Origin of the sequence: Pseudoalteromonas sp. Ps84H-4, assembly GCF_024124645.1 — a bacterium.
Taxonomy (GTDB): domain Bacteria; phylum Pseudomonadota; class Gammaproteobacteria; order Enterobacterales; family Alteromonadaceae; genus Pseudoalteromonas; species Pseudoalteromonas lipolytica_C.
The window spans coordinates 28542-53077 of the sequence record NZ_JAMXSK010000005.1 but is presented as its reverse complement, the minus strand read 5'-3'; the positions used below and the strand labels follow the sequence as shown (position 1 = coordinate 53077).

The 24536-nt window shown below is 41.8% G+C and carries 18 protein-coding genes; 11 read left to right on the top strand and 7 right to left on the bottom strand.

The genetic code is table 11. The features are described 5' to 3' along the window. Window positions 1-281: 281 nt before the first annotated feature. From rapA to NH454_RS06795, 3 genes are all read left to right on the top strand, one after another. Window positions 282-3176, top strand: coding sequence for an RNA polymerase-associated protein RapA (rapA, locus tag NH454_RS06805; RefSeq protein ID WP_138557169.1), 2895 nt, complete (start codon window positions 282-284; stop codon window positions 3174-3176). 186 nt (window positions 3177-3362) lie between these two features. After that, window positions 3363-4016 carry a bifunctional tRNA pseudouridine(32) synthase/23S rRNA pseudouridine(746) synthase RluA gene (gene rluA, locus NH454_RS06800; protein WP_253038597.1) on the top strand — a complete coding sequence of 218 codons (654 nt, stop codon included), beginning with the start codon at window positions 3363-3365 and terminating at the stop codon, window positions 4014-4016. An 81-nt stretch (window positions 4017-4097) separates the two neighbouring features. After that, the gene (locus tag NH454_RS06795) at window positions 4098-5021 is read left to right on the top strand and encodes a DUF3530 family protein (protein WP_253038595.1); all 924 of its coding nucleotides are present in this window, start codon (window positions 4098-4100) and stop codon (window positions 5019-5021) included. Here NH454_RS06795 and djlA read toward each other — a convergent pair. The 3 genes from djlA to NH454_RS06780 are packed head-to-tail and all read right to left on the bottom strand — an operon-like array spanning window position 5004 to window position 7553. Beyond that, window positions 5004-5876, bottom strand: coding sequence for a co-chaperone DjlA (gene djlA, locus NH454_RS06790; RefSeq protein ID WP_135923567.1), 873 nt, complete (start codon window positions 5874-5876; stop codon window positions 5004-5006). The genes NH454_RS06795 and djlA overlap by 18 nt on opposite strands. 19 nt (window positions 5877-5895) lie before the next feature. Beyond that, entirely contained in the window at window positions 5896-6555 is a 660-nt protein-coding gene (gene murU / locus NH454_RS06785) for an N-acetylmuramate alpha-1-phosphate uridylyltransferase MurU (protein WP_135923566.1), read from the bottom strand. Continuing rightward, on the bottom strand, window positions 6552-7553 hold the full coding sequence (locus NH454_RS06780) for a phosphotransferase (protein WP_135923565.1): 1002 nt from the start codon (window positions 7551-7553) through the stop codon (window positions 6552-6554). Before NH454_RS06780 ends, murU begins: the two co-directional genes overlap by 4 nt. A 103-nt stretch (window positions 7554-7656) precedes the next feature. On the opposite strand from NH454_RS06780, the gene lptD reads away from it, so the two are divergent. The 7 genes from lptD to NH454_RS06745 all read left to right on the top strand — a co-directional run bounded on the left by lptD (window position 7657) and on the right by NH454_RS06745 (window position 16384). Next, a complete protein-coding gene (gene lptD / locus NH454_RS06775; RefSeq protein WP_135923564.1) occupies window positions 7657-9903 on the top strand; it encodes an LPS assembly protein LptD in 2247 nt (748 codons plus the stop codon). A gap of 36 nt (window positions 9904-9939) precedes the next feature. Beyond that, on the top strand, window positions 9940-11232 hold the full coding sequence (surA, locus tag NH454_RS06770) for a peptidylprolyl isomerase SurA (RefSeq protein ID WP_135923563.1): 1293 nt from the start codon (window positions 9940-9942) through the stop codon (window positions 11230-11232). A 5-nt stretch (window positions 11233-11237) separates the two neighbouring features. After that, window positions 11238-12230, top strand: a complete 993-nt coding sequence (pdxA, locus tag NH454_RS06765; RefSeq protein ID WP_135923562.1) for a 4-hydroxythreonine-4-phosphate dehydrogenase PdxA — start codon at window positions 11238-11240, stop codon at window positions 12228-12230. Further along, window positions 12227-13033 (top strand): 16S rRNA (adenine(1518)-N(6)/adenine(1519)-N(6))-dimethyltransferase RsmA, encoded by an 807-nt coding sequence (rsmA, locus tag NH454_RS06760; RefSeq protein ID WP_135923561.1) that lies wholly within the window; start codon window positions 12227-12229, stop codon window positions 13031-13033. The genes pdxA and rsmA overlap by 4 nt, the downstream gene beginning before the upstream one ends. After that, window positions 13017-13406 (top strand): Co2+/Mg2+ efflux protein ApaG, encoded by a 390-nt coding sequence (gene apaG / locus NH454_RS06755; RefSeq protein WP_235381748.1) that lies wholly within the window; start codon window positions 13017-13019, stop codon window positions 13404-13406. The genes rsmA and apaG overlap by 17 nt, the downstream gene beginning before the upstream one ends. Before the next feature lie 6 nt (window positions 13407-13412). Further along, entirely contained in the window at window positions 13413-14228 is an 816-nt protein-coding gene (locus tag NH454_RS06750; protein WP_199526066.1) for a symmetrical bis(5'-nucleosyl)-tetraphosphatase, read from the top strand. A gap of 140 nt (window positions 14229-14368) precedes the next feature. Then, the gene (locus tag NH454_RS06745) at window positions 14369-16384 is read left to right on the top strand and encodes a methyl-accepting chemotaxis protein (RefSeq protein WP_135923559.1); all 2016 of its coding nucleotides are present in this window, start codon (window positions 14369-14371) and stop codon (window positions 16382-16384) included. Window positions 16385-16446: 62 nt separating this feature from the next. Here the strand turns inward: NH454_RS06745 and NH454_RS06740 are convergent, their stop codons facing one another. Both NH454_RS06740 and NH454_RS06735 read right to left on the bottom strand, forming a co-directional pair. Then, window positions 16447-17229 carry a YggN family protein gene (locus NH454_RS06740; RefSeq protein ID WP_135923558.1) on the bottom strand — a complete coding sequence of 261 codons (783 nt, stop codon included), beginning with the start codon at window positions 17227-17229 and terminating at the stop codon, window positions 16447-16449. 105 nt (window positions 17230-17334) lie between these two features. After that, window positions 17335-19764 carry a zinc-dependent metalloprotease gene (locus NH454_RS06735; RefSeq protein ID WP_135923557.1) on the bottom strand — a complete coding sequence of 810 codons (2430 nt, stop codon included), beginning with the start codon at window positions 19762-19764 and terminating at the stop codon, window positions 17335-17337. Window positions 19765-19924: 160 nt separating this feature from the next. On the opposite strand from NH454_RS06735, the gene NH454_RS06730 reads away from it, so the two are divergent. After that, window positions 19925-20893: a class 1 fructose-bisphosphatase gene (locus NH454_RS06730; RefSeq protein WP_253038593.1), complete on the top strand. Its 969-nt coding sequence runs from the start codon at window positions 19925-19927 to the stop codon at window positions 20891-20893. Window positions 20894-21012: 119 nt separating this feature from the next. Here the strand turns inward: NH454_RS06730 and lpdA are convergent, their stop codons facing one another. Together lpdA and aceF are read right to left on the bottom strand one after the other, a co-directional pair. Next, complete coding sequence (gene lpdA / locus NH454_RS06725; RefSeq protein ID WP_138557162.1) at window positions 21013-22437, bottom strand: dihydrolipoyl dehydrogenase; 1425 nt, start codon at window positions 22435-22437, stop codon at window positions 21013-21015. Between the two features lie 188 nt (window positions 22438-22625). Then, window positions 22626-24530: a pyruvate dehydrogenase complex dihydrolipoyllysine-residue acetyltransferase gene (gene aceF, locus NH454_RS06720; RefSeq protein ID WP_253038591.1), complete on the bottom strand. Its 1905-nt coding sequence runs from the start codon at window positions 24528-24530 to the stop codon at window positions 22626-22628. Between the last annotated feature and the right edge of the window lie 6 nt (window positions 24531-24536).

Here is a 24536-nt window from a genome sequence, read left to right as displayed (position 1 = left end):
GCTATACCCAATAAACTAAACAAGCGGCGGATGAAGCTATGATTTATTCGTTAGGTATATACTCAGTTTAGTCTATTTACGACAAAAGTCCTTTTTATGACAAACAAATATACAATTATTTAACTGGTTAAAATATACACAAACTTCACTAATATTTTCACCCGTAAAAATGACTTAAAAAGGTTGACTAAATTTAATTGTGTGCGGCGAGTTTACTACCTTGAAGTAGCATGGCGTTACAGGTAACATAGCCGCCTTTTTTCTTCATAGACGAGACATACATGAATTTTTCCTTAGGTCAGCGTTGGATCAGTGATACAGAGTCAGATTTAGGATTAGGCACCGTTGTTGCCCTTGAAGGCCGTCAGGTCAGCATTTTATTTCCAGCCAGTGGAGAAAACAGAGTTTATTCTTTAACTGAAGCACCTGTTACTCGTGTCGCATTTAATCCAGGTGATATTATTCGCAGCGTTGAAGAATGGGAATTAGAAGTCGAGTCTGTTGAACAGCAGGGCGAGTTATTATGCTATCACGGCACTCGCGTTGATAATGGTGAAAAAGCCCAGTTAAAAGAAACCTTTTTAGATCACTTTATCAAATTCAATAAACCACAAGACCGTTTATTTGCAGGTCAAGTAGACCGTTTTGACCGCTATACGCTTCGCTACCAAACTTGGCAGCATCAATTTGAGCGCCAACAATCACCTTTAAAAGGCTTAATTGGCCAGCGTGCAAACCTTATTCCGCATCAGCTTTATATCGCCCAAGAAGTGGGTAAACGTTTTGCGCCACGCGTATTACTTTCTGATGAGGTGGGTTTAGGTAAAACCATTGAAGCGGGTATGATTTTACATCAACAAATCATCAGTGGCCGTGCTAGCCGCGTATTGATTGTTGTGCCTGAAAATCTTCAGCATCAGTGGTTAGTAGAAATGCTACGCCGCTTTAACTTACGTTTTTCTATTTTTGATGAAGAACGTTGTGATGAAGCATTTGCAGACTCACCAAACGTATTCGAAACAGAACAGTTAGTACTTACTAGCCTTGAGTTTTTAAGCAAGAAAAAACGCTGGTTTGAGCAAGCAACTCTGGCTGATTGGGATTTATTAGTTGTCGATGAAGCGCACCATTTAAGTATCAATAATGGTAAGCCAAGCACTGAATATCAACGTATGGCAGAGTTAAGCCAAGACATTCCGGGCCTTATCTTATTAACTGCAACGCCGGATCAACTTGGTCACCGTAGTCACTTTGCACGTTTGCAATTACTCGACCCAGATCGTTTCTACGACTACGATGCGTTTGTAGAAGAAGAAAGTAACTACAAAGAGGTTGCCGAAGCAGCCAACCAATTACTGGGTGAAAAAGGCCTTGATGATGCATCTAGAGCAACTTTAAAAGAGCTATTAAAAGAAACCGACATCACTGACCTTTTAGCTAACGCAGAGCAAGGTGATGAAACGGCGCGTAACGAAATTTTATCAATGCTGTTAGACCGCCATGGTACAGGCCGTATTTTATTTAGAAATAGCCGCAGCGGTATTGATGGTTACCCAAGCCGTAAGCTTCATGCTTATCCAATGGCAATGCCTAAACAATATAAAACGGCGATGTCGGTACTGGGTAACATGGGCGGCATTCAAAATGCTGAGCTAACTGCACTTCGTGCTTTATTCCCTGAAAAAATCTTCCAAGAGTTTGAAGGTGAAAATGCCAGCTGGGGTGCATTTGACCCACGTGTTGATTGGTTAATTGAAACACTTAAAACCCTTAAGCACGAAAAAGTACTGCTTATTTGTGCTAAAGCCGAAACCGCACTTAGCCTAGAACAAATTTTACGTGAGCGTGAAGCAATTAAAGCCTCTGTGTTCCACGAAGGCATGTCGATTGTTGAACGTGACCGTGCAGCGGCTTACTTTGCCGATGAGTACGACAGCGCACAAATTCTACTTTGTTCTGAAATTGGTTCTGAAGGTCGTAACTTCCAATTCTCACATCACCTAGTACTGTTTGATTTACCACTTAATCCAGACTTACTCGAGCAACGCATTGGTCGTCTTGACCGTATTGGTCAAACGCAAGACGTAAACATCCACGTGCCGTATTTCGAAAACACTGCACAAGAAGTGTTACTTCGTTGGTACAACGAAGGTTTAGATGCGTTTGAAACAACATCGACAACAGGGCAAATGCTGTATAAAGAGTATGGCGAAGAACTACTTGAGTTTATTGGTGCACACAATTGTGACGAAGAAGAGCTAGACCCACTACTAGAACAAGTTGCCAGCCAAAATGCTAAGCTTCGTAAGCAAATGGAAAGTGGTCGTGACCGTTTATTAGAGCTGCACTCAAGTGGCCAAGGACGAGCCGAAAGTCTTGTTGCTGATATCGAAGAGTTAGATGATCAATTCACGCTACCAAGTTATATGATCAATGTGTTCGACACCTTTGGTGTAAGCCAAGAGGATAAAGGTGAAAATACCATCATCTTAAAGCCAACTGAGCACATGCTAAATCCATCTTTCCCATGCTTGAAAGATGATGGCATCACAGTAACGTTTGATCGTAGCACCTCGCTTTCGCAAGAAGACGCGCATTTCATCAGCTGGGACCACCCTATGGTGCAAGGCAGCTTAGATATGATTTGTGATGATGACTTTGGTACTGCCTCTGTGGCGTTACTGAAAAACAAAAAGCTACCTGCTGGTACCTTCTTTGTTGAGCTCATTTTCATTGCTGAGGCGATGGCGCCTAAAGCACTTCAGGTTGGCCGCTTCTTGCCACCAACGCCAATTCGTATCTTATTAGATAAGAGCAGCAATAACTTAGCCGACAATGTTGCCTTTGATGCCTTTAACCAGCAGCTGTCTGCAGTTGGTCGCCAAACTGCAAGTAAGTTAGCCAGTGCGTTACAAAGTGCCATTCACCCAATGATCACCAGTGCACAAGGCATGGCACAAACTAAGCTTGAAACACTCCGTGCGGAATCACTAGAGAAAATGCAAACAGCCCTTGGTGAAGAACAAGCTCGTTTAACAGCACTTAAGCAAATCAACCCGAATATTCGTGACGAAGAGCTTAGCTTCTTTGATAAGCAACGCAGTGAACTCACGACTTACATCGAAAAAGCCCAAGTTAAACTGGATGCTATTCGTTTAATTGTCGTTTCACACTAACGTTAAATAGCTAAACTCAAAACTACAAACGCGATGTGCTTTCACATCGCGTTTTTTATGCCAAACAAAACAAGGGGAAATAATCAGAGTCCTACTTGTTAGCATATACTCGAAAACCAGCACTGCCATTGTGTATGTGCTCATACTCCTTTAAAATAGCGCCCTTGCATATCATCGAGGCTGGCTGTGTTACTCAATTATAATCCCCCAATGACACCTTATTTAAGTATTGTTTATCAAGACGATGACTTGCTTATTGTAAATAAACCAAGTGGTTTACTTACTGTGCCGGGAAAAGATCCAAAACACGCCGATTGTCTTATTGCTCGCATTAATCGCGTTTTTCCAACGGCGAAAATTGTTCACCGCCTTGATATGGCAACCTCAGGCATTATTTGTTTAGCCATGCACAAAGAGGCGCATCGTAATTTAAGCATTCAATTTCAAGATAGAAAAACCGCGAAACGCTACATTGCTCGTGTATTTGGTAAGCTTGAGCAAGAAACTGGTTCGGTAGATTTACCACTCATTTGTGATTGGCCAAACCGACCAAAGCAAATGGTTGATCACGACAATGGCAAACCGTCATTAACCCACTTTAAAGTGCTTGAGTATGAACAGAATGTAACTCGCGTCGAGCTGACCCCTATTACAGGGCGCTCTCACCAACTACGTGTGCACATGTTGTCTTTAGGTCACCCTATTTTAGGCGATAAGTTGTATGCGCACCCCGAAGCATTCGCCATGGCTCCTCGCTTACAACTGCATGCCGAAATGCTAACCTTAGCTCACCCTGCCAGTGGTGAAACGCTTGTTTTTGAGGCAGCTCCTGAGTTTTAAGACAATTAGCTAAATATTTTACCAACACTGCCGATAGTTAATTTAATCACTGATTTAATTTAAGACTCAGGAAATTTCGGCATGAAGTTAAAACCCGCACATTGCTTAATTTACGCAGCCTGTTTTGCGTTGATGGGTAATGTGAATGCTGCCGATTTTATTAAACCCACCCCTTGGTCAAGCTTGGTCACTAACGATATTCAACGCTTTTTACCAAGTGATGAAGTACGTACTCTGCTTGCCGGTGAAGATGAGTTTATTAGTTTATATCGCCAATCTATGGCAGCGAGTCAACGCGGAATTGTACTCATTATTCCTGATTGGCAGCATGTTCCAACTAATAATGCCGGAATCAACTTTTTACGTAAGCAGTTAAATGAAATTGGCTATGCGACCCTTGCCATGACCATGCCTGACATTGACTGGCACCCTGCTGATATAACTATGCCAGAGCCCACTGAGAATTCTGAAACTGAGTCAACAACACAAAATGACCAGCAAGCTGACTCAGCTCCACCAGATCAAACACAACAAGCACCTCATTTTGTAACTGGTGAACCAAATATTAGCGAAGCAGTGCTTGATGATTACAAACTAAAGTTAATTGCTAGATTCAATGCCTTGTATAACAGTGCCATGGATGAAGGTGGCAATATTATTGTCGTGGCGCAAGGTGCCAGTGCGGGGCTCTTGATTGAGCATTATGCTAGCTTTCCAAATAACGAACTAAATGCCTTTATTAGCTTAGGAAGCTATTTACCTAACAGTATTCGTAACCAGCATCTTAATGCCACGCTTTCAACTATCAGCCCACCATTACTGGATATTTTTTACAGTGAAGGTAACCCTGACACACTGCAAAGCGTAAAAGATAGAAAACGTTGGGTTAGAAAGCACGCAAAATATGACTACCGACAAAGAGAGTTATTTGGTGTGCCTTCAGAGCCAGAGCAGCACGAAAGGCTACTCAAAGAAATTGATGGCTTTTTACGCCGCCTTTTTTAAATACTCATAAGCCGCTTGAATATCTTGGCTTTTCTTTACCGCTACTTCCATCATGTGTTTTGGTAAACCTTGCGATACTAATTTATCGGGGTGATGTTGAGCCATGAGCTTTCGATAGGCAACTTTAATATCTCGTGCAGAAGCATCACTGTTTAAGCCTAAAAGAGCCAATGCCTGCGCGCGATTCATGCCATTATTAGGTGGCACACTGTGCCCTCTTTGTTCACTATAACTGCTGCGACTTTGCTGGCCTTGTTGGCGTTGCTGCTCATAAAAGCGCTGTTGTTGCTGGCGAAATGCAAACTCGGCTTGGTAGCGCTTTAACAAAAATGCGAACTGGGTGCGCGAAATACCTAACTGCTTGCTCACCTCTTGCAATAGCTGCTTTTCTTGCTCTGCAAGGTGGCCATCAGAAAAGGCCATTTGAATTTGGATTTCGAGGAATAATTGCAATAAATCATGGCGTCGAGCAAAGCGCTCTTTAAAGTCATGAACGGTTTCTTTTAATGAAAAATCTGTTTCTTTACCACTACGAAAGGCATCTTGTGCTTCACGACGCTCATCACCCGACAGCCTCATTTCGTCCATAAAGACACTGGCAGCTCGAATATGCGTTTCACTAACACGACCATTTGATTTGGCAATATGCCCCATCACCGCAAAACAACTAGAAAAGAAAAGCGCTTGACGTTCGTTAATATCATCGCCTTTAAACAAACCAGAAAACCCACCGGCTTTATCAAAGTCTTGTTTTAAGCTGCGATCGAACATATGGCCTAAGTATAAGCCTAGTAAGGCACCGATAAACTTGCCAAACATAAAGCCAAAACAAAAACCAAGTACTTTTCCCCACATAATTGGCAAACCTCTGTTGTTATTGCAAAGCGAAACGCTGATTGATTTCGTCTAATCTGGCTGGTGTGCCAATGTCATCCCACTGACCTAAGTAAAGCTCCGTAGATACTTGATGTGCACTGAGCTTTTCACGCAAAATTGGTCCAAGTGGACGAACACCTTCGGTTAAACCATTAAAAAAATCAACGTGGTAACGACTTATACCTGAAAAAGTATACTTTTGGCTATCAGGACTTAAATGACTAAGGGCAAAATCACCATCAGGATTATGAGCAGGATTTTCAACAAGTACGATGTGCGCCTCTCCCGCTTGCAAATGAATCTGCATCAACGAAGTCACATCGTAATCAGTATACACATCACCATTTATGACAATAAATTGCTCACCCAATAACGGCAATGCTTGAATGATACCACCTGCGGTTTCAAGCCCCCCCGCCTGTTCTTGGCTGTAAGTGATCGACACACCAAACTGCGAGCCATCAGCAAAATACTCTGTTATTTTGTCGCCCTGCCATGCAAGGTTAATGACAATGTCGGTAATGCCTGCTTGACGTAAATTATTAATATGATGCTCTAATAATGGCTTACCATTAATCCTAAGCATCGGCTTTGGCATTGTTTCTGTTAGCGGCATCATGCGCTTACCGCGCCCAGCCGCTAGGATCATTGCTTTCATTTCATCTCTTTTGTTAAGCGCAGCTTGGTACGTGGAATAACAGTGTGTTCTATCCACTGACCAAGTGCTGTTAACTCTGGGTATTCTTTGCTTACATTACTAATGTATTTAAGGGTTGGCAGTACATTATTCAAATAACCAGACTTATCGTCACGAAGTTTTAAGCGGCAAAATATGCCTGCTGCTTTTAAATGACGCTGTACACCGGTTAAATCAAACCAACGTTTAAACATGGCAAATGAGGTGTCTTGCAATAACTGTTGCTGATTAAACTCGTCATATGCGTAATGCAAAAGATAGTCGAGCTCTTGCTCAGGTAACTTGAAGTAGCAATCTCTTAATAACGAAACAAGGTCATAACACACAGGCCCTTGTACGGCATCTTGATAATCAATGATCGCCCATTGCTGCCCTGTGCGCATTATATTGCGACTATGGAAGTCTCGGTGTACCGTCACAATCGGTTGTTCAAGCGCATTGTTAACTAATAACTCACAAGCTTGTTGCCACATTTGCTGCTCAGCAACAGAAAGTTGTTCACCAATAAAGTTATCAACTAACCACTCTTTAAAAATACTCAGTTCAAACTGTAAAAACTCACCATCAAATACTTTCATGTATTGAGCTGGCGGTATTTGTGCCCACTGCGCACTTAACTTTATTAGGTGTTTGTAGTGTAAAGTGCGGTCTTCATCGCCCAATAAATCAGCCAAGTGTGTATTGCCTAAATCACTGAGTAAAAAGAAACCTTGTTTTTCATCAGCCTGAAGAATTTTAGGTAATTTAAAACCGTGCTTAGAAAATACCTTGTTGAGCTCTATGTAAGGCGTGTTGTCTAATTTGTTGGGGTCTGAATCCATGACAATATAGCTCTGATCACTTGTATTTACGCGGAAATAACGGCGAAAGCTCGCATCTCCAGTGATGGCGGCTAATTGATATTCATCCTCTTTAAAGTGAGGATTTAAAAACTGCTGTAAACTTTTATAACGATTCATTTAGTAAGATATCTATTTTTCACTAAGTCAATTACTGTATTTGCCATTGTTTTCCTTTATTATGTCTAGCTTATATCCAACCAAAGAGCATTAAGGTCATTAAATGAGCAAAACCTGGGGCATAATGATGCTAAGCGTACTTAGCGCACCATCGTTCGCCGAAACTGAACTGGCACACAATTTTTGTGGCACTTCAATGCAAACCAGAGCTTGGCAACCGCTCCCTGGCCTTGAACTTAATATGATCGATATCAAATCCGATGATATTGAACTATTGGGTACCCAAAGCGCAGAATTTACCGGTAATGTAGATATTAACACCCTAACGATGAATTTGTCCGCACAAAGTGCACTGATTGACAAACAACGTGGGTTACTTAATGCAACCGGCCCTATCGTGTATCGCGATAAAGTAAGCCAAATTAACAGTTCTGGGCTCAACGCGGATTTAAATAATTCTGAATTAAGCTTGCTTGGTGCTGATTATAAGCTCACCGACCAACTTGGTCATGGTGGCGCAGAAAAACTAACAGTCAATGAGTCTGGCTTAAACCTGATGAACGCAAGCTTTACTACTTGCCCTGGCGAAACACCCGTATGGGCAATCGAAGCTGACGAAATTGACTTATCAAGTGAAGATGGCTGGGGCGAAACCCACAATACTGTATTACGTGTATTTGACACACCGGTTCTTTATATTCCCTATTTTACGTTTCCGTTAGACGACCGCCGTAAATCAGGTTTATTAACGCCTAACTTCTCAAGTTCTGGTCGTTACGGTATTGAAACAATCACGCCATACTACTGGAACATTGCACCAAATTACGATGCCACCATCACGCCGCGTTATATGTCTAAACGAGGCTTACAAATGATTGGTGAGTTTCGTTATTTAACTGAGCAAAACAATGGCCTCGTTGCGGTCGAGTATCTTGATAAAGATGACGAAGAACCCAATGTTGACTCACGTTATTTATTTCACTGGCAACAGCAAAGTTACTTTGGTGAGAGCTGGCGCGGCAATATCGATATTACTAACGTTAGTGATGATAACTACCTAACAGACTTAAACTCTAATTATGCAACTCGCACAGACACTCAGTTATACCGTACTGGTTCACTGACTTACTTGGGAGATACTTGGCATACAAACATTAAACTACAGAGTTTTGAAGTACTTGGTGATCACAAAGAATCCTATGCAGCGTTACCACAAATTACTTTTTCACAAATGGATGCCTATGATTTCTACGGTATCGATTTAACGCTTGACGGTGAGCTCAGTTATTTTACCAATGATAAAGCCATCATTGATGAAGCGAGTAGACTTCACATTGAACCAAAAGCAAGTTTTGGCTATCAAGAATATGCTTGGTCGTTTTTATCTGAATTCAGCTTACTCCACACTGAGTATAACCAGCATGGTGATTTAACAGGCACCGACTTCGACGAGAGAGTGACACGTACTATGCCTAAAGTACGCTTGTACAGCCAGTTAAACTTCGAGCGAGAAACTGCCTTTTTCTTTAAAGATGGCATTCAAACGCTTGAGCCACAAATTCAGTACTTGTATACGCCAAATAAAGACCAGTCGAACATTGGCCTTTACGATACAGCTAAATTACAAGATGATTTTTTTGGTTTATTTAGAGACCGTCGTTTCTCAAGTATCGACCGTATTGCCACTGCAAACCAATTCACATTGGGTGCCACAACTCGCTTATTCAGTAATGAAAACGAAGAAGTGTTTAATTTTAGTGCCGGCCAAATATTTTATTTAAGTAATGATGCTAAACCAACATCACAAGGGCTTCAGTCAGATACTAACTACAATGCCTTGTTTGCAGCGCAAACCATGTTACATTGGCACCGTCGCTGGTATTTATCGGGTGGTATTCAATATGACACTGACGGTAAAGAAATTATTCAATCAAACATAACCTTAGATTATAAAGGTGACGATAAACAGCTCGTACAATTGAACCATCGCTATGCAAATGATGTCTCAGGCAATACAATCGAGCAAGTTGGTCTATTCACCAGCATTCCGCTAACACAAGATTGGCAGTTTGTTGGTAGCTACCACCGCGATTTAGAAAGTGGTCGTAGCATTGAGGTTTTCAGTGGTCTTCAGTATGAATCTTGCTGCTGGGCGTTTCAAATCACAGGCCGTCGTCAAATCGAAACTGATTTGAATCAAGCGATTGGTCAAGAACAAGCTACTTTTGATACCAGTATTGGTTTCAATATCGTATTAAAAGGGCTTGGAAGTAAAAGCCGTTATGATGCACAAAAATTATTACAACAAGGTATTTTTGGCTATCGTAGACCGTATTTTCTTAATAACTAGTACCGCAGTACTATTAGCAAGAGTATTAGAAAAAGTATGAATTTAAAAAAACTATTTGCATCAGCATTATTAACAGTTGGCCTATGCCAAAGTGTTTTCGCAAAACCTGTCGAAATCGACAAAGTCGTCGGGGTTGTTAACCAAGGTGTTATTTTACAAAGTGAAGTTGACACCATCATTAACCGTGTTAAAACTCAAGCAGCAGAGCAAGGCCAGCAACTGCCTTCTGATGACACGCTACGTATTCAAGCGATTGAACGTTTAGTAAACCAAACGCTTATGATGCAACTTGCAGAGCGTATGGGTCTAGAAATCTCAGATTCTCAATTAGACCAAACACTTGAAAACATGGCCCGTGAGCAAGGCGGTACGATTGCAGATTTACGTCGTACGATTGAGGCTGCAGGTGAAAGTTACACCGCGTATCGTGAAGAGATCCGTAAAGAAATAACGACTCAGCAAGTGACTCGCGCCAATGTTGATCGTCGAATTTACATTAGCCCACAAGAAATCGATAACTTATTAAAAATCATGGAAACTCAAGGTAAAAATGCCGAAGAGTATGACATTGGTCACATCCTGATTGATATCCCAAGCGATGCAACAGCTGATGAAATCGCAAGTGCAAAAACACGTGCAGACAAAGTAATCGAATTTTTAAATGAAGGTAAAGAATTCAAACGTATTGCTATCTCATCATCAAGTGGCTCAAAAGCCCTTGAAGGTGGTCAACTAGGTTGGATGAGCATCAATGAAATGCCATCGTTGTTTGCTGAAGCAGTGAAGGGTCATAAGAAAGACGATATTGTTGGCCCACTTCGTTCAGGTGCTGGTTTCCACATCATCAAAGTTCAGGATGTTCGTGGTCGTCAAGTGGTTGAAACAACAGAAGTTCGCTCACGTCACATTTTAATCAAGCCATCAATTATCTTAAGCGAAGAAAAAGCGCGTGACATGCTAAAAGGCTTTGCTAAAGACTTACGTGAAGGAAAGGCAGACTTTGCTGAACTAGCAAAAGAATACTCTGAAGACCCGGGTTCTGCATTAAAAGGCGGTGAGTACGATTGGACTGATCCAAGTACTTATGTACCTGAGTTTAAAAATACTCTGCTTTCACTTGATAAAAATGAAATCAGTGAGCCTTTCAGAACGCAATTCGGTTGGCACATTGTGCAGTTACTTGATAAGCGTGTAGCAGACAAAACAGAGCAAGCTAAACGTAACCGCGCGCATCAACTGCTTTTTAATCGTAAATTTAAAGAAGAAAGTTTCAACTGGCAGCAAGAAATGCGCGAACAAGCCCATGTTGATATTTTCCCAGCAGAATAACGATCATGACTATACGAATTGCAATAACACCCGGTGAGCCGGCCGGTATAGGCCCTGATTTACTAATAAAATTAGCTCAACATCACTGGGATGCCCAGCTTGTTGTGATTGCTGATGGTGCGCTGTTAAAACAGCGCGCAAAATTATTAGGGTTAGAATTAAACCTAATTAAGTTTGACGAAACGCAAGCTCCAACCGACACACCAGCTGGAAGTGTTTACCTTCATCAAGTCGATTTAGGTGAAGACGTTGAAGTTGGCGTTTTAAATGACGCTAATGGCCAATATGTACTTGATACCTTACGTATCGCCAGTGAAAAGAATATGGATGGAACCTTTGCTGCTGTTGTGACGGGTCCAGTACATAAAGGCATTATCAATAAAGCAGGTATTTCATTCAGTGGTCACACCGAATATTTTGCTCAGCAATCAAATACTGCCGATGTCGTCATGCTTCTTGCAACCGAAGGCTTACGCGTTGCACTTGTTACAACGCATATTCCACTGGCGTATGTATCACGTGCCATTACAGTTGAACGATTAAGTAAAGTTATCTCGATATTAAACCATGACTTACAGACAAAGTTTGGTATCGAGAAGCCGCGTATTTTAGTGTGCGGATTAAACCCACATGCAGGTGAAGACGGTCACTTAGGTACTGAAGAGATTGACACAATTACACCTACCCTTGAGCTTTTAAATAACCAAGGTATGAATTTAATTGGCCCTCTACCAGCTGATACTCTTTTCCAAGATAAGTATTTATCGCAAGCAGATGCAGTGCTGGCAATGTATCACGATCAGGGCTTACCTGTGCTAAAATACAAGGGTTTCGGCAAATCAGTCAATATCACTCTTGGCTTGCCATTTATTCGCACATCAGTAGATCATGGCACAGCACTTGATTTAGCCGGTACAGGCACTGCTGATGTGGGTAGTTTTGAATTAGCGATCCGCGAAGCAATTAAGCTCGCCCATGAAAAAGCACAGAATCAATGACAGATAAAGTACATTTAGGACACCGCGCCCGTAAACGTTTTGGTCAAAACTTTTTAAACGATGACATGATTATCGATAAAATCGTCACGGCTATCGATCCTAAACCTGAAGACAATTTAGTAGAAATCGGCCCGGGTCTTGGTGCAATCACTGAGCCTGTTGCTGATTTAAGTGGCCATTTAACTGTTGTTGAGTTAGACAAAGACTTAGCAGAGCGTTTAACAAGCCATCCATTTTTAGGTCCAAAACTTACAGTGCATCAAGGTGATGCAATGAAGTTTGATTTTAGTACCTTAATCAAAGCAGATGAAAAACTAAAAATATTTGGTAACTTACCTTACAACGTTTCAACTCCGTTGTTATTTCACTTATTTGAATTTGCAGACAACGTTGAGCATATGCACTTTATGCTGCAAAAAGAAGTGGTCAAACGTATGGTCGCAGGTCCGGGCAGCAAAGCTTTTGGCCGTTTAAGTGTGATGACACAATATTACTGTCATGCGATGCCAGTGATTGATGTGCCACCTGAGTGCTTTAAGCCCGCACCAAAAGTTGACTCAGCAGTGATCCGCTTGATCCCTAAAAAGCCTGAGCAACGTACAGCAAAGAGTACCAAACTTTTAAATACAGTCTGTTTAGAAGCGTTTAACCAACGCCGTAAAACACTGCGCAATAGTTTATCTAACTTACTGACAGCTGAAGAGTTAACTGGCATAGGTATTGATATTACGCTTCGCGCAGAAAGCCTGTCTTTACAACAATTTATTGATATAGCTAATTGGATTTATGACAACAAGCAGTAATTTAGGTTCGCCAATTAAGGTCTCTGTTGAGACCTTCTATGTTGAAGGCCAATCAGAGCCTGAACAAGATAAATACGTTTTTGCTTACTCAATCACCATTAAAAACCACAGCTTATGCAGTGCAAAGCTTTTAAGTCGCTATTGGTTAATTACCGATGCCAATGGCAAAGAAGTCGAAGTACAAGGTGAAGGGGTTGTTGGTGAAACGCCAACAATTGCCCCTGGAGAAAGCTATAAATACACCAGCGGAGCAGTTCTCGATACTCCTGTGGGCACGATGCAGGGCCACTACATAATGCGCAATGAGTTTGGCACTGAGTTCGAAGCGCCTATCGAAGTGTTTCGTTTAGCACGTCCAAATATACTGCATTAGGTAAGCATGGCTGACTACGCAATAGGTGATCTACAAGGCTGTTTTACTGAGTTTGATGCGTTACTAAAACGTGTTAACTTCAACCCTAGCCAAGATCATTTATATTTAGTGGGTGATATAGTCGCAAGAGGTCCTGATTCACTTGCGTGTCTTGAGCGGCTATATAGCATGCAAGGTAGTGTTAGCATTACATTAGGCAATCATGATCTGCATCTGATTGCCTGTCACCATTTGAATAAGCCAGCCAATCCTAAAGATAAATTAGAACCGCTTTTTAATAGCTCAAAACGCGCTGATTATATTCAATTTTTACAGCAACAACCTTTAGCTATTTGGCTTGAAAACTATAATATGTTTATCAGTCATGCGGGGCTAAACCCTAACTGGTCAGTCAAAAAAGCCCTCAAACGTGCTCGCTTCGCCGAATCCTGTTACCAAGGTGACGATGCGCATCATTATTTTACGCATATGTATGATCCTCACCCGCTTGAGTGGTTAAAATCTTTAAGCAATGAGGAAAAGTTTCGCTACATCGTTAATTATTTTACTCGGATGCGGTTTGTCGACCACGATGGCAAGTTAGATTTAAAGAATAAAACCAATACAAGTATCGATACTTCATTTATTCCTTGGTTTGAGCATCCAAATATTCTGAAATTAAAACAACAGATTACATTTGGCCACTGGGCTGCTCTAGAAGGAAAGGTTGAATATAAAAATATTCATGCCCTCGACACAGGCTGTGTATGGGGAGGTGCTATGACACTAATGGAACTAAGTAAAAATAAGTACCACACAGAAAGTTCTCATTCTTTTATCTAAATAAACTGAAAAATAACTGAACATCTGTTAGATTTATACAATTAAAGTAAATTTAAATTAAAGCTACTTAAATTTAAATACTTAACTAATTGGCAACCTTGCCGATAAGTGTTGATTAGTACTATTTTGTGGAATTACATATGAACTTGACCGTTAGACAGCGTATTTGGGGTGGCTTTATTGTCATTACCTTGCTCCTGCTTTTTATTGGTGGTAACTCGTTGGTCAGAATTACCAATATTGATCAATCAACGCAGCGTGTTAATCAGCTGTCGCTACCAGCGCTTGATAAAAGCTACGAGCTGCAGGTCGAATTTATTTTAATGAGTAAAGCTGCACAAGCCAGTTTTTATACATCATCACAAGAAGAACTAACAACAATACGTAATCGCTTTAATGAACAGAAAAAACGTTATGATAGCTCTTATCAAGAATTACAACGCATTGTCAGCGATGATCCTGAACTAAAAAGCAGCAGCCAACAAGTTGAGCAGACCTACAAGCGATTCAATAAATCTGTCGAAAATTTATTTGCTGATAAGAAAACACAACTCGATTTAAACAAAACACTCGCAAGCCAGCTTGAGAATATAGAAATTAGCGCAGAAGATGCTAACTCAGTAGTTCTTGATATCATTGATATTGACGGTCTTGAAGAAAACCATTCTCGCGCCTACCAAGCCGCCAACAACATGGAAAACAACTTCCAGTCAGTGGTTACAAACAGCACTGATATGCTTACTGTGAAAACGCTAAATACCCTCGATATCATTAAAAATGAGCAAGTATATTACCTAGAAGAGATTGAGCGAAGCCTTGGTCTTATTCGCCCAGCAATTATTGATAACAACGCTGGACTATACAATGATTTAAATAATTACTTTGAATCTTTGGCTAACAATGTGCGTGGTAACAACAGTTTATCAGCCAACAAAAAGCGCTTAATCGATGCCATAGCGCAAACACAAGCAGAACTTGCTAACGCAGAAAACTCAACCACCGAAGCATTAAAGCAGTTAAGAGACCTTGTAAACGAAGCAACTGTCTTAGCATTTGATCTACAACAAGATGTGAGTGGTAATGTATCGACAGCGACCATTTGGACATGGATTGCGATGGCTATTGCGACCTTAATTGCTATTGTTGTCGCAGTCATTACGGTTAACCGTATCACGAAACCTCTGCTTGAAGTGAATCGTATTCTTGATATCGTTGCCAGCGGCGACATGACGCAACGTTTAGATGATTCAGCAAAAGATGAATTCGGTGAATTGTCTCGTAGTTGTAATACCCTGATTGAAAGTTTACGAACACTTATTCAAGGTATTATTTCTCGTTCTACGCAACTTGCTGCCGCATCAGAAGAGACTTCAGCGATCACTGAGGAATCTAGCCAAGCAATTCGCAATCAGCAAGCACAAGTTGAACAAGCAGCCACTGCAACCACTGAAATGAGCAGCACATCACAAGCAGTAAGCAGCAGTGCACAACAAGCACTTAGCGAAATAAAAAATGCGGATAAAGAAGCTGATCGTGTTAAAGGTATTTCTTCGCAAAACAAAGCAACCATAGAACAACTTGCGCGTGAAGTTGATGATGCATCACACGTTATTAATCAGTTACACAAAGACAGCGCGTCAATTGGCGGTATTTTAGATGTAATTCGTGGCATTGCTGAACAAACTAACCTCCTTGCACTCAACGCGGCTATAGAAGCGGCACGTGCAGGTGAACAAGGTCGTGGTTTTGCGGTTGTAGCAGACGAAGTACGTTCACTAGCAAGTAAAACACAAGAGTCGACCCAAGAAATTCAAGCAATGATTGAATCTCTGCAAGTAGGCGCAGAAGCTGCTGTAGCAGCAATGTCTAAAGGTAAACAACAAGCTGAATCATGCGTTGAGCAATCAGATCTTGCCAACACTGCACTAGACTCAATTACTGCAGCTGTTGCTCAAGCGCACAATGTAAGTGAAGAAATTTCCACTGCGGCTCATGAGCAACAACAAGTATCGCAAGAGATCAGTGAACGATTGGAGTCTATCGTGGCAATTGCAGAGCAAACAGCAGAAGGCGCAAACCAAACTAACATCTCAAGCTCAGAAGTTGCTAAGTTAGCAGAAGAGCTTCGATTATCGGTCGATGCGTTTAAAGTTTAATAAGCATAAACACAAACAAAAAAACCGTGTTCAAAACACGGTTTTTTTATCTTTAAAAAAGGCTATGACTTAATTTGCACTAAGTCAAAATCTGCCATTCCAGGCACTATTTTTTGTAACCTTGATTCAGTTACATCTAAAGAGTTTAAACATTCACAGTACTCAGAAGCTTTCATCTCAAGCTGCTCAGCTTTTTTTTGCAGTGATTTGTCAATTTCTTTTGAGATGATATCCATTCGCTGTCCCATATCGTTGATACGATCTTCGATATTTCCTTCGCGCGATTTAAACGCATCCCCCAGCGACACTAAAATAGCCCCCAATGAACCGTGAACTGCGGAGTGAATTTTTTGGCTAATTTCCTTAGTGAAGAAATCATCGATTTTCGACAGCGACTGCGGAGCAATAAAGAAAAAGTCATCGCCACGCTTAAACTTATCCATCAGCGCACGTTCAACATATTGCAGCTGAGTTTTGAGTACTTCAGGCTCTTTATCTGACATACCTTCAACGACCTGTTCAATCGCACTTAAACCGAGATTTACACCATCAGTCGCAAGGTCTACTAGCTCTGGGACGGTTTGTCTGATACCACGGCTAAACTGTTCAACAACTTTGCTTTCTTCGGGGCTCAAATCAACCCAGTAACCACGAATAAATAATTGCTTATCGTTATTAATTTGTACCCGTGTCTGACCTTTATCAACAATACGAATAACATCGTCAGTAATAATTAAGCCATGACTAAGCTCAACATCACATTGTTTTTTTTCAAGGGTAGCGTAGCTGGAAAAACTAGAGAATGTAATGGCCGCTGCCAACAACGAGCGAGAAAAGAACGCCATATACACCTCAATAAGACAAAAAAGGAAGGCCGCTAGATTAGCAAATATCCAGTTTTATGCAAGTAAAACGCCTAGCTATGCTAGGCGCCTTAAAACACAGGAAGGTTAAATTGGTGAACCCGGTGGCATTGGCAACACTTTAAAGTTGGCAGGCCATTCACCACTTTCTAAAAAGTGACTGATTTGCTCGCTTAAATATTGCTTGAATGCACTGTTACCAACTGATGCGCTGCCTAGCATTGATTCTTGCTGATAACTCTTTGCTAGTTTAGCTAAGTAGTAACGAAGTTGGGCTTGTACCTCGGGTGCGACTTCGCTGCTTGCGACTAAATCGGCAAACTGTTTCGCTGTTAAAAGCTGCACACGCTGGCTAATTTTACCTGCCATCCCTGAAGCAATTTTTTGCTCAAAAACTTGCTGATAAGTTTGCGCTAATAGCGCATCTAAACCATAAAATGCATCGCTTCTTGCTTGCTGCTGCGCTAAGCGGTTAATGCGTTGGCTATTAAAAAGTAGATTCAAACTATGTGCAGCAGCCACCTCAGGCAGTGCCATAGCATCAAGCGTAAGTCCTGTGCGACCAACAATGCTCTCCCGTGACTTAGATTCACCATACGCTTTTGGTGGAATAAGCGCTAATACCGACTCAGGTAAAACAAGGTTCTCGGCTTTTAGTGTAGCAAGCACTGCATCGGCTGCCGCTTGTTGTGTTTGCTTTGCAACAACCTGCGCCCCTTTAGGCTGTGAGCCATCGCGCACTTCGTATTCGTAATTCACACCAGCAATTAGTTTAACCGCAGCTTCTACTTGGTAACGGTGGAATAAATAAAGTGGCACCAGCATTTCTTCTAGTTGCGATAAAGCAGTGCCCGTTTTGATGTTCTCAATGCCAAAGCTCGTCAGCGCTTGTTTACGAACATCAAGTACACGCATTAGCTCATCACTCGGTGAACTACCGTTATCCCATAAATGGCCAGTTGGGTGAGCACCACCTTGAGCACGGGCATCACTGTCTGAGATAAACTCCAGCCCTTTACTTTTGTTTTCAGCTAAAATTGCGGCCAATTGCTGTGCTTCATCTTGATTAGTGAAATCACTATAGCCGTATTTAATCACTTGGGTATCCCAAACGCCCATACCAGCAGCATAGCCTCGGCTTACATCTAACTTACCTTGCTCATTAAAGCTCAGTAACGGATGTGGATAATCCATTACAGAGGCTCTGTCTGCCACTGACGCTGCAAAGTTATGCGAAATACCTAAAGTATGCCCTACTTCATGGGCGCTTAATTGACGAATACGATCAAGTGCCATAGCTTGTAAACGCTTAGCCACTTCATTGCCTTCAAAGTATGGAGCAGCTAATGCTTCTGCAATTAGGATGTCTTGACGAACACGCAGTGACCCGAGTGTCACATGACCTTTGATAATTTCACCTGTTCGCGGGTCAATCACAGAGCTGCCATACGACCAGCCACGTGTTGCACGGTGCACCCATTGGATCACGTTATAGCGCACATCCATAGGGTCTGCATCATCAGGTAATACTTTAACGATAAAAGCATTCTTGTAGCCTGCTGCACTAAATGCATCATTCCACCATTTAGCACCATCAAGTAACGCTGTTTTAACTGGCTCAGGTACACCCGGATCTAAATAATAAACAATCGGTTCAACGGGTTCGCTGATTGGTAAGCTCGGATCTTTTTTCGCTAAACGATGACGTGGGATGTAACGTACATACATAGACTCACCCAGCGCAGCCGCATAATCTTTATGCTCAATGCTCCAAAAACCTGCTTGAGGATGGAATTTGCGCGGGGTGTAATTATCATCAGGTAACTCAATTAATGAATGATGCATATGCACTGTCAGCGCATAAGGGTCGGCACTCACTTGGCGAACATACTTACCCGGGTTATTTCCATGAAAAGTAAGCACTGCTTCTAATTCTGTATTTTTTTCAAATGCTTTTGAACGCGCTAAATAAACTGCACTGCGGTTGCTATCTAAGTTAAAACTTCCTTGCCCGGTTGCCGATAAACGGCGGCTCACACCATGAACATCGCTTAATAGGTAAGGTGTATAATCAACTAATACAGCAGTGTCTGATTGAGCAACAACACTAAAACCCGCTAAAATACTTGATGCGAATGCTTCTTTAATACTTTGTTGTTCCGCAAGATTATTAGTGTTAGCGCGGTAATAAGTATTAATGGCTCTTAGCATCACCTTATCACCAAAACGCTCAAACTGTACTAAGTGAGTATCACCTAACTGACCACGATCTAAGCCAATATCGTTTGAGCCAACACCGTAAGGTAGGCTTTGTTGTAATAAAAATTGCTGCTCGAGTTTATCCACCTCAAGGTACAATTTGCCGTTTTCTGTATCGTAATAAAATGAAAAATAGCCCGAAAAATGAGTCATTTTTTCAGTAAAATCATTTATAGACTTAATTGCTGCGTGTGCTTGAGTTATCATAGTAAGTAGCACAGCTAAGAGCAGATATCGTAGTAATGGTATTTTTTGCATAATCTTATCTTTGTTATTCGCGTTTTAAATACTGTATAGGTATTAAGCAGTATAAAGTACCGTTTATAAAAATCAGCTATTTAAGACGAAATTCAGCGCTTGCTAAGACATTCTCTCTCACACTAAAAATGTCTGGCTACAACGTTATCAGGAAAATAGAATGCGTAGACTCCCACCGGTATTGTTAGAAGATGGTTGCCCTCGTGAACTGATCTCATTGATCAGAACGGTACTTGCGGCATGTAAAGAGATTTCATTTCGTGTTGGTCAAGGCGCCCTATCTGGCGTATTAGGCTCAACCCTAGACGAAAACATTCAGGGTGAAACACAGAAAAAACTCGACGTTCTAACTAACCAACTTTTAAAAGATATTTTATTAGAATCGGGCTACGTAAAAGCCATTGCCTCTGAAGAAGAAGACTTCACTGTTGCAGGTAATCCAAATGCCAACTACATTGTTGCATTCGACCCACTTGACGGTTCATCAAATACTGATATCAACTCGCTCGTTGGTACGATTTTCTCAATTATGGCGGCGCCTGAAGGCTCTGATCCAGCTGACCCAAGTATCTTTATGCAACCAGGTAAGAACCAAGTTGCGGCAGGTTACGTGTTATATGGCCCATCAACCGTATTGGCTCTTACCACAGGTAAAGGCACGCGCTTTTTCACTTTAGATAAAACTCACGGCACCTTCTTATTAACGCAAGAGTTTGCAAAAATCCCAGAAGAGACCAGCGAATTTGCTATCAATGCTTCAAATCAACGCCATTGGCAACCTGCGATGCAAAATTATATTAACGATTTGCTAGCCGGTGACACAGGCCCGCGCTGCCGTAACTTCAATATGCGCTGGATTGCTGCAATGGTGGGTGATGTACACCGTGTATTATGCCGTGGTGGTATCTTCACGTACCCAACAGACACGAAAGATCCAAACAAACCAAACAAATTACGTTTATTATACGAAGCAAACCCAATGGCAATGCTAATTGAGCAAGCTGGCGGTATTGCCTCTACAGGTACTGAGCGCATCATGGAGATTCAACCTGATGCCATCCACCAGCGAGTGGCGGTGATCTTAGGCTCTAAAAATGAAGTTGAAACCTGCTTAAGCTACCATAAGTAACCCGAGCTCTTAATAACAAAAACCGTGTTTGTAATAACAAACACGGTTTTTGTTGCTCCAATCTAAACACAAAAAACCCAGCCTAAGCTGGGTTTTTTAAAGCTATTCATTAAAAGAACTTACTTCTTTTTAACTGCTTTTTTGTTTGGAAGGTCAGTGATTGAACCTTCGAAGATTTCAGCAGCTAGACCGATTGATTCGTTTAGCGTTGGGTGAGCGTGAATAGTTAACGCTAGGTCTTCACCGTCTGCGCCCATTTCAACTGCTAGGCCGATTTCACCTAACATTTCACCTGCGTTGATACCAACCATAGCACCACCGATAACGCGACCTGAGTCTTTATCGAAGATTAGCTTAGTTTGACCTTCAGTACGTGCTGAAGCGATTGCACGGCCAGAAGCAGCCCAAGGGAATACCGCAGTTTCGATGTTTAAGCCTTGCTCTTTAGCTTCTTTCTCAGTTACACCAACCCATGCGATTTCTGGATCTGTGTATGCGATTGAAGGAATGCACTTAGGATCGAAGAAGTGTTTCTGACCTGAGATAACTTCTGCAGCAACGTGAGCTTCGTGAACTGCTTTGTGCGCAAGCATTGGCTGACCAACGATATCACCGATAGCGAAGATGTGATCAACGTTTGTTTTAAGCTGCTTATCAACATTGATGAAACCACGCTCATCAACGTTAACGCCTGCTTTATCAGCGTCAAGTAATTTACCGTTAGGTGTACGACCTACAGCTACAAGTACTTTGTCGTAACGTACTGCGTCAGCTGGTGCGTTTTTGCCTTCGAATGAAACGTATAGACCGTCTTCTTTCGCTTCAACGCCAACAACTTTAGTAGAAAGCATTACGTTGAACTTGTTCTTAACGTATTTTTGGTAGATCTTGATAACGTCTTTATCAGCTGCTGGTACTAATTGATCAGCAAATTCAACTACGTCGATTTCAGAACCTAGCGCACGGTATACAGTACCCATCTCAAGACCGATGATACCACCACCTAAAACAAGAAGCTTCTCAGGAACATCTTTAAGCTCTAGTGCACCTGTTGAGTCAATTACACGGTCATCTTCAGGGATGAAAGGTAAATTAACAGGTTGAGAACCTGCAGCGATAATAGCATTATCAAATGTGATCGTTGTTGTACCGTCTTCACCTTCAACAGCTAGTGTGTTGCTACCAGTGAATTTACCGTAGCCGTTAACTACTTTCACTTTACGCATTTTAGCCATGCCGTCTAGGCCGCCAGTTAATTGACCGATTACAGACTCTTTCCAATCACGGATTTTGTCTAGGTCGATTTCAGGCTTACCAAAAGTAACGCCGTGAGATGACATTTCTGCAGCGTCATCAATCACTTTAGCTACGTGTAAAAGTGCTTTTGAAGGAATACAACCCACATTTAGACATACACCGCCTAATGTGTTGCGAGATTCTACCAATGTTACTTCTAAGCCCAAGTCAGCAGCACGGAAAGCCGCAGAATAACCACCAGGACCACCGCCTAGTACAACAACTTGAGTTTTTAATTCGTTGCTCATGCTATTACCTTAAATGTTTGAACGGGACACTGCCCCTAAGTTTAACTGCCATGTTTCTGCAAGGCAGAAAGGGAGAGCAGATATCTATACCAAGATTGTTCTATGGCAAAGATTGTATCATTGCCAATGGTAAAAATCCCAGCAAAAAACACCTTGCTGGGATTTGATTCTTATAAATTATGAGACGATTACATCACCAATTGACGAATATCGCTCATGTAGCTTGCTAGCGTCACAGTAAAGCGTGCTGCTAGTGCACCGTCAATAACCCTATGGTCGTATGACATTGATAATGGAACCATTAATTTAGGTTCAAACTCTTTGCCGTTCCACTTAGGTTTCATTTCTGACTTAGATACACCTAAGATAGCAACTTCTGGCGCATTCACAATTGGCGTGAACGCTGTACCACCGATACCACCTAGGCTTGAGATTGTGAAACAACCGCCTTGCATATCAGATGAAGTTAGCTTGCCGTCACGTGCTTTAGCTGAAATTTCCATTAATTCACGAGAAAGTTCAATGATGCCTTTTTTATCAACATCTTTGAATACTGGAACAACCAAGCCGTTTGGCGTATCAACCGCAACACCAATGTTGATGTACTTCTTCAAGATTAAGCTTTCGCCGTCTTCAGACAGTGAAGAGTTAAACGTTGGGAATTCAGCAAGTGCTTTCGCCGCCGCTTTCATCACAAACACAAGTGGTGTGATTTTAACACCCAGCTTTTTCTTCTCAGCAAGCGCGTTTTGCTCTTTACGGAATGCTTCAAGGCTTGTGATATCCGCTTCGTCAAACTGTGTAACATGCGGGATTTGCACCCAGTTACGGTGTAAGTTAGCACCTGATAGCTTCTGAATACGAGAAAGTTTCTTCTCTTCGATTTCACCAAACTTAGCAAAATCAACCTTAGGCCAAGGGATAAGACCTAACTCACCGCCACCCGCATTACCTTTACCTGCAGATAGCTGACCAGATTCAACTTTCTTCACAAGGTCTTTTACGTAGTTTTGTACGTCTTCTTTAACAACACGATTCTTACGACCCGTGCCTTTTACGTTTGCTAGGTTAATACCGAACTCACGCGCTAAACGACGAACAACTGGTGATGCATGTGCATACGCTTTGTTATCTGCAAAACCTTCGTTGCTTGCAGGTGCTGACGCTGGCTTTTCAGCCGCTGGCGCTTTTGCAGCAGGAGCGGCTTCAGTTTTTGCAGGAGCAGGTGCCGCTGCAGCGGGTGCACTACCGGCTACTTCAAATACAAAGATAAGTGAGCCAGTTGATACTTTATCTCCAGCTGCTACTTTGATTTCTTTAACTGTACCGGCAAATGGTGCTGGCACTTCCATTGATGCTTTATCGCCTTCAACGTTTAAGATTGATTGATCTTCTTCAACCTTATCGCCAACAGCAACCATCACTTCAGTTACTTCAACTTCATCACCACCGATATCAGGCACGTTTACTTCTTTAGTGCCAGATGTAGCAGGAGCAGCTTCTGCTGGAGCTGATTCTGCTGGAGCTGATTCTGCTGCAGGTGCTTCAGAGCCGCTTGATGCTGTTTCAAAAACGAAGATTAAAGAGCCAGTTTTCACTTTATCGCCAGTTGCGATTTTGATCTCTTTAACAGTACCAGCAAATGGCGCAGGTACTTCCATCGATGCTTTATCGCCTTCAACACTTAATAAAGATTGCTCTTCTTCAACCGTGTCACCTACCGCAACCATGATTTCAGTTACTTCAACTTCATCATCGCCTATATCTGGTACATTAACTTCTTGCGTTGCAGAAGCTGAAGATTGTTTAGTTGGCTCTTCTTTAGCTTCTTCTTTAGCTTGTGCTGGTGCAGCTGCTTGTTCTTCACCTTCGAAGATCATGATAAGTGAACCCGTCGTTACCGTATCACCTTCAGCTACTTTAATTTCTTTAACCGTACCTGCTTGTGCAGCAGGTACTTCCATTGATGCTTTGTCGCCTTCAACCGTTAATAACGACTGATCAACCTCAACCTTATCACCAACGCTAACAAGGATTTCGGTTACTTCAACTTCATCGCCACCGATATCTGGTACTTTAATTTCAATACTCATTGGAAC